Here is a 6,421-nt window from a genome sequence, read left to right on the forward strand (position 1 = left end):
AACAACTACTAACCAATGTACAGACGTGCCATGGCACGTCTGGTACAACCACTAACAAATTAAGAAATTTGATCGAGCAATTGACGGCGTTTTTGTTCAAATTCATACTCAGAAATCAATCCATCTTGACGTAAAGCATCTAACTCACGCAAAGCATCTGCAACCGCCCCGACTTGAATTGCTCCTGAGTGTACAGAACGAACTACAGACTTACCTTGATTAAAATTCTGATCAAAAGCTTCTTCATCTTGAGCTAAATACCAAACCCCTTCAATGGCACTTGCTACCTTGGGAATCGGCGTCCACGACAGCAGCACATATAAAACGCCCCACAACGGCTGTCCCAAATAAAACTTATGTAAACCAGAAATTGTTAACGTACCAGCAAACGCTAAAATTGCAGCAACACTTCGGCTTTTTCGCTTAGTCAACATCTTTGTTTCCTCATCCAAGCAACCACTACCATACTTTTGAGCGCAAGACAGCCATATTAGCAAAGACCCTTGATAAAATGAGCATTGCTGCTATCTAACTTCAAACCTCTAAATATTTATTGTATTGAAGCTGAGGATTGGTAATGGGTAATGGGTAATGGGTAATGGGTAATTGGTAATTGGTAATTGGGCATCGTTAACAACAACCAACAACCAACCCTACCCTTACCTTAAGCCACTACCCTGCCTTAAGCCGCTACCTGCGGAAGCCGCTACCTGCGGAAGCCGCTTCGCGTCTACGCGTCTACGCGTCTACGTGTCTACGTGACGGGAACCGCCTTTTTGGGGGCTGGACTCACCACCAACCACCAACCCTTCGGGTTCGTCAGTCGCTCATGGGGGACTCACCGGCCCCCACGACCGACAGGGAGGAGCCAGTGCGGTGGACGGGTTTCCCGGCATAAAGCACCTGGCGTTGGGGATTGGAGGCTAGGGGCCCCCTTTGGGGTTGGGGGAGGGACCCCCCTTGGGGCGCGCTGACTCACCACCAACCACCAACCAGCAACAAATGACAATTGACAATTGACCAGCTAATTCGTCAAGTGTTGATATTTCGGTAAAAAACCGTACTTTAACCGAAGCTTATTTTCTAGGTTAGTTCCCTAGACTAAAATAGACCTAGAGGCAAAAGTTTAAGACAAAGTGAGCTACTGATCATCAGTACTCATAGGGTACAGAAGCAACATGGGATTCTTTGACTCTGAGATAGTTCAGCAAGAAGCAAAGCAGCTGTTTGAAGATTATCAAGCGCTGATCAAACTTGGCAGCAATTACGGCAAGTTTGATCGCGAGGGTAAGAAGCTGTTTATTGAGCAAATGGAAGCGATGATGGAGCGTTATCGCGTCTTTATGAAGCGATTCGAGCTGTCTGAAGATTTTATGGCGCAAATGACTATTCAGCAGCTGAAAACTCAGCTCAGTCAGTTTGGCGTCACACCACAACAAATGTTTGATCAAATGCATATCACCCTAGAACGGATGAAAGCAGAACTGGAAAAACAGAACTAGAGGCTAGGGACTAGAGGCTAGAAAACGAAAAACAAAAAATGCAAAATTAAAAAATTTTAATTTCTAATTTTTAATTAACTTGTCCCTAATCCCCAATTTCTAGCTGCTAGTCCCTACTTTTTAGGACGAGGAAACTTAGATGGTGGCTTGAAGTACTCTACTGGTTGATTCTTAAGTGCTTTCAGCATAAAGTCTCGCCAGATGGGAGCTACCATAGTACCGCCTGTAGCACCAGTCGCTAATTGTCTATTGTCGTCTCTACCCACCCAAACAGCAGTTGTCAGCTGGGGTACAGTGCCGACAAACCAAATATCTTTTTCTGAAGAAGTTGTTCCCGTCTTACCAGCGGCTGGACGGCCAATAGCCGCATTTTTACCAGTACCATCAGTAATTACTGATTGCATTACATTAATAACTGCTGCTGCTGCCCAGGGTTCTAGAACTTGTTGAGGCTTGGGAGTATTATCTAGCAACACATTACCGCTACTATCGGTAACTCGGACAATTACTGTTGTTGGTGACTGCCAGCCATAATTGGCAAAGGTAGCATAAGCACCAGCCATTTCCAAAGGCGTCACCCCAATTGCCCCAAGGGGTAAAGAAGTCACTGGTTCCATAGGACTCATAATTCCCAAGGTACGGCATGTCTCAACAACTTTGTTCATGCCAATAGCCTTACCTATCTTGATCACGGGGACATTACGAGATAACTTCAAAGCAGTGCGGATTGACATAGCTCCACCATAACCGCCGTCGTAGTTGCGGGGGCTATACCAACCACTACCATCTCGGTAGCTAACTGGAGTATCATACACTATCGTCTCTGGATGATATCTGCCAGTAGCAAAAGCGGCATAGTAAACAAAGGGTTTAAAGGCAGATCCTGGTTGACGATAAGCTTGGGTTGCGCGGTTAAATTCACTCGTTTTAGAGTCTACACCTCCCACCAAGGCTTTTACGTAATGGGTGCGAGGATCAATTGCCACCAAGGCAATTTGGTTCTTAGATAACCCTTGCCCAAGTAACCTTTTGTGCCACTTACTGACGGTATCCTCTGCCATTGCTTGAAACTTGGCATCAACGGTGGTTTGTACCCGCATTCCGCCTTTTAACAAAGCTTCACGACCAAATTTCCTTGCTAGTTCTTGAGATACGGCGTTGGTTACATAAGGCAAGGCACTACCTTGGAATGATCGAATTCTACCTAGTTTGATTTTTTCTTTTAAAGCGTCATCGTATTCTTTTTGAGTGATCCAGCCCAAAGTCAGCATTCGTCCCAAAACTTCCTTCTGCTGGTATTTAGCTTTTTCCATACTGACAAACGGGCTATACTCTTCTGGTGCTTGGATTAAACCCGCCATCATTGCCGACTCACCTAGAGTTAAGTACTCTGCTGACTTATTAAAATAACTGCGCGCCGCCGTTTGTACACCGTAGTTATTGTGACCCCAATATACTTGATTGAGGTACATTTCTAAAACTTGGTCTTTTGTAAGTATTTGTTCTAGACGAATTGCTAATACTGCTTCTGCGATTTTACGGGTAAATTCACGTCTACGCGACAAAAACAGGTTTTTCACCAGTTGCATGGTGATCGTAGAACCACCCTCACGCACCCCACCAGCTACCCAGTTGGTAACAACAGCACGCCCCACACCTTTGGGGTTAATACCGTGGTGAAAGTAAAAGTCAGCGTCTTCACTTGCTAGTACTGCACGCTTGAGGTGGGGGGAAATTTTATCTAGTGGTACAACCTCTCGATTCGCTTCACCGTGGATACTTGCTAATAACTTGCCCTTGATGTCATAAATATAGGTTGTTTCTGAAGGGAAAAAATTACGTAGCTGTCTGACATCAGGCAAGTTTCGGAAACTGATGGCTAAACCAACTAATCCTCCCGCTACAATGGAACTCGCTAGCATTGTAATTGATAGCAGAGTACCGCCAGCTACCTGACCGACTCCTTTCAAAAACTCAACGCCAGATGAAGGGCTACCTTGGGATTGCTTATCTTCAAAAGTCCTAGACGACACGGCGTTCTCACTTCCTCACTTGTAAATATAACTATAATTTCTTCAGCCCAGCAAAACGATTAATTTTTTGCAATTATATTAGTCTGGCAGATAAAAGAACGGAAGCATTGCTAGTGACTATAACCTACCCAACTTCCATATTGCAAAGTACAGATAACAGTCAATATCCTCATAGTATGGCGCAGAATTTTTCTTGGTTACGTCGTGGCGTTGTCGAAATTTTTCCACAACCAACTGATTCGGACAGCGAATCTGATAGTTTGGAAAAGCTTTTAGCCACAACCGATCGACCTTTGCGGATAAAATTGGGCATTGACGCAACAGGCGCGGATATTCATCTTGGTCATAGCATACCTATAAGAAAACTGCGAGCTTTTCAAGATGCTGGTCATACAGCAGTGTTGATCATTGGTGATTTCACAGCACGGATTGGCGATCCTACGGGTAAGTCAGATGTACGTCGCCAACTTACACAACAAGAAGTCGAAGCAAATGCCCAGACTTATCTTGATCAAGTGCGACCTATATTAGATTTTGACACACCCGGAAGGCTAGAGGTGCGATATAACTCCGAATGGCTTTCCAAGCTGGACTTAGGAAAAATTCAAGAGTTACTCTCAACCATGACAGTGGGGCAAATGCTAGCGAAAGAAGGGTTTGCTGAACGTTATAAAAAAGAGAATCCTATTTTTCTACATGAGTTCCTCTATCCGTTAATGCAGGGTTTTGATTCTGTGGCTGTGGAAGCTGATGTGGAGTTGGGTGGTACTGACCAGAAATTTAACATAGCTGTAGGACGAGATTTACAGCGTCATTTTGGACAGAAGCCCCAGTTTGGTTTACTACTGCCGCTTTTACTTGGCACGGATGGCGTGCAAAAAATGTCTAAGTCTTTAGGTAACTACGTAGGATTACGAGAGCATCCAAGTCAAAAGTATCAAAAATTGCAAGGTATTCCAGACCACCTGCTCAAAGATTATTTTGAACTGTTGACAGATTTACCTCTAGACAAACTACCAGAAAATCCACGCGATCGCCAAAAACTACTCGCGCAAGAAATAGTCCGGCAGTATCACGGACAGAATGCCGTGGATAACATTGAAGCAGGAGATCTACCCGAATTTTCTCTATCTAAAGTAGAATTTCCGGCAAAATTATCCTATATTCTTAATGCTAGTGGCTTATGCAAAAGCAGTGGAGAAGGAAAGCGGAAAATTCAAGAGGGTGGCGTGCGACTAGATGGCGATCGCATCACCGATGTAGAAACTGCTTTCCAAGCCGCTGGTGAATTGTACGGACGGGTTTTGCAACTCGGGAAAAATAAGTTTGTCAGACTTGTACCCTAATAGTTCATTGTTGTTTGTTGCTTGTTGGTTGTTAAGATACCAAACAATAAACAACTAACAACCAACAACTAATCAAAAATGAACACGAATGAAAAAATTATTATTCCCTTAGATGTGGCAAACATAACAGATGCGATCGCTTTGATGGAAAAATTGCCACAAGTTAGCTTCTGGAAAGTTGGTTTAGAGTTGTTTACAAGTACAGGGCCGCAAATTCTCCAGGAGTTAAAATCCCGGCAAAAACGGATTTTCCTAGATTTGAAATTTCATGACATCCCTAATACCGTTGCTGGTGCTTGTCGGGCGGCAGCAAGTTACGGCGTTGACTTGCTGACAATTCACGCTACAGCTGGTAGAGATGCCCTCAAAGCAGCAACAGAGGCAGTGCAAACAGGGGCAGCACAAGCTGGTGTGGAACCACCTAAACTGATTGCCATTACAGTTTTAACTAGTATTTCTTCCCGACAGTTGGCATTTGATTTAAAAATTCCTCTAGAATTGCCAGAATATGTTTTAGAAATGGCACTGATGGCGCAAGAGGCAGGGTTAGACGGGGCAGTTTGTTCGCCCCAAGAGGTGGCACAACTGCGGGATAGTTGTGGAAATGAGTTTTTACTAGTTTGTCCGGGGGTACGTCCCACTTGGGCAGAAAAAGGAGATCAAAAGCGATCGCTTACCCCCAGCCAGGCACTACAAGCAGGGGCAAATTACCTTGTGATTGGGCGTCCCGTCACTGCTGCTGCTGAACCTGAGTTAGCCTGGAAAAAAATTTGCGAGGAGTTAGCAACAGTGGCATGAAGTCCCAAGCTAAAAAAACTCAAAGAGTTGGGGAAAGATTACAGGGTAAGGAGAAAGGGAAAAATACCAATCCTTTACCCTTTAACCTTTTCTGTAAGAAGTCTATTTATTGCTTGTGGCTTGCAGCTTGTAGCTTCTGGTTGTTCACCTCAAATTTCCTTAATTACCAAGCATTTGCGCAAAATCCTACCTCTTCACCAACAAGCAGGGAGAAATCTTTTTGTTCAGAACCAAATTTAGAAATATTAACTACACAGCTTTTGCAAGATTTACCTAGTTATGCCAATCGTGTTATTCAACGCACCCGCCGATTTGGCAGGAAAACCGATATTTTTAGTTATGTATTAGCAGCAGGTAGACCAGAATTTGCACCACTGCCCCTAAATTTAACTGGAGAAATCCCTAAAGAATTAAAATATACTGAAAAAGATGTTAAACAAGTCTTTTTTACTACTTTAGAGCGGCAATATATTGGTAAAAAAGCTGTGGAATTACAACAATTTCACTGGCTATTTTTAGCAAAAGCTGAGAATGGATGGTGGATGGTAATGATGTTTTCTCGAACTGGTTCTGACCCTAAACAAAATCCTCCCACACCACCACAGGATAGTAGTCACGGTGTTGTTGCCCAAGGGATTCAAACATGGTTAAGAGATTGTCGTGCAGGAGATGGGCAATTATAAATTTTCTCTAGTCGTCACCTTAAAAACTGTATAATAATCCACCTAAACAAGAAAATTTG

At 43.7% G+C, this 6,421-nt stretch carries 6 protein-coding genes; 4 read left to right on the forward strand and 2 right to left on the reverse strand.

Annotation, left to right across the window (positions count from 1 at the left end):
- Positions 1–59 precede the first annotated feature (59 nt).
- Positions 60–434, reverse strand: a complete 375-nt coding sequence (locus tag UYI_RS0122955; protein ID WP_016869015.1) for an NINE protein — start codon at positions 432–434, stop codon at positions 60–62.
- 744 nt (positions 435–1,178) lie between these two features.
- Here UYI_RS0122955 and UYI_RS0122960 point away from each other — a divergent pair.
- Positions 1,179–1,502 carry a DUF1825 family protein gene (locus tag UYI_RS0122960; protein WP_009457540.1) on the forward strand — a complete coding sequence of 108 codons (324 nt, stop codon included), beginning with the start codon at positions 1,179–1,181 and terminating at the stop codon, positions 1,500–1,502.
- Between the two features lie 113 nt (positions 1,503–1,615).
- On the opposite strand, the gene UYI_RS0122965 is transcribed toward UYI_RS0122960, so the two are convergent.
- A complete protein-coding gene (locus UYI_RS0122965) occupies positions 1,616–3,535 on the reverse strand; it encodes a transglycosylase domain-containing protein (RefSeq protein WP_016869016.1) in 1,920 nt (639 codons plus the stop codon).
- Positions 3,536–3,711: 176 nt separating this feature from the next.
- Between UYI_RS0122965 and tyrS the strand changes: the two genes are divergently transcribed.
- The 3 genes from tyrS (at position 3,712) to UYI_RS0122980 (ending at position 6,362) form a co-directional block, all read left to right on the forward strand.
- A complete protein-coding gene (gene tyrS, locus UYI_RS0122970; protein ID WP_016869017.1) occupies positions 3,712–4,881 on the forward strand; it encodes a tyrosine--tRNA ligase in 1,170 nt (389 codons plus the stop codon).
- A 78-nt stretch (positions 4,882–4,959) separates the two neighbouring features.
- Complete coding sequence (gene pyrF, locus UYI_RS0122975; protein ID WP_016869018.1) at positions 4,960–5,679, forward strand: orotidine-5'-phosphate decarboxylase; 720 nt, start codon at positions 4,960–4,962, stop codon at positions 5,677–5,679.
- On the forward strand, positions 5,676–6,362 hold the full coding sequence (locus UYI_RS0122980; RefSeq protein WP_016869019.1) for a hypothetical protein: 687 nt from the start codon (positions 5,676–5,678) through the stop codon (positions 6,360–6,362). The genes pyrF and UYI_RS0122980 overlap by 4 nt, the downstream gene beginning before the upstream one ends.
- Positions 6,363–6,421 lie beyond the last annotated feature (59 nt).

This window comes from Fischerella muscicola PCC 7414 (assembly GCF_000317205.1).
Taxonomy (GTDB): domain Bacteria; phylum Cyanobacteriota; class Cyanobacteriia; order Cyanobacteriales; family Nostocaceae; genus Fischerella; species Fischerella muscicola.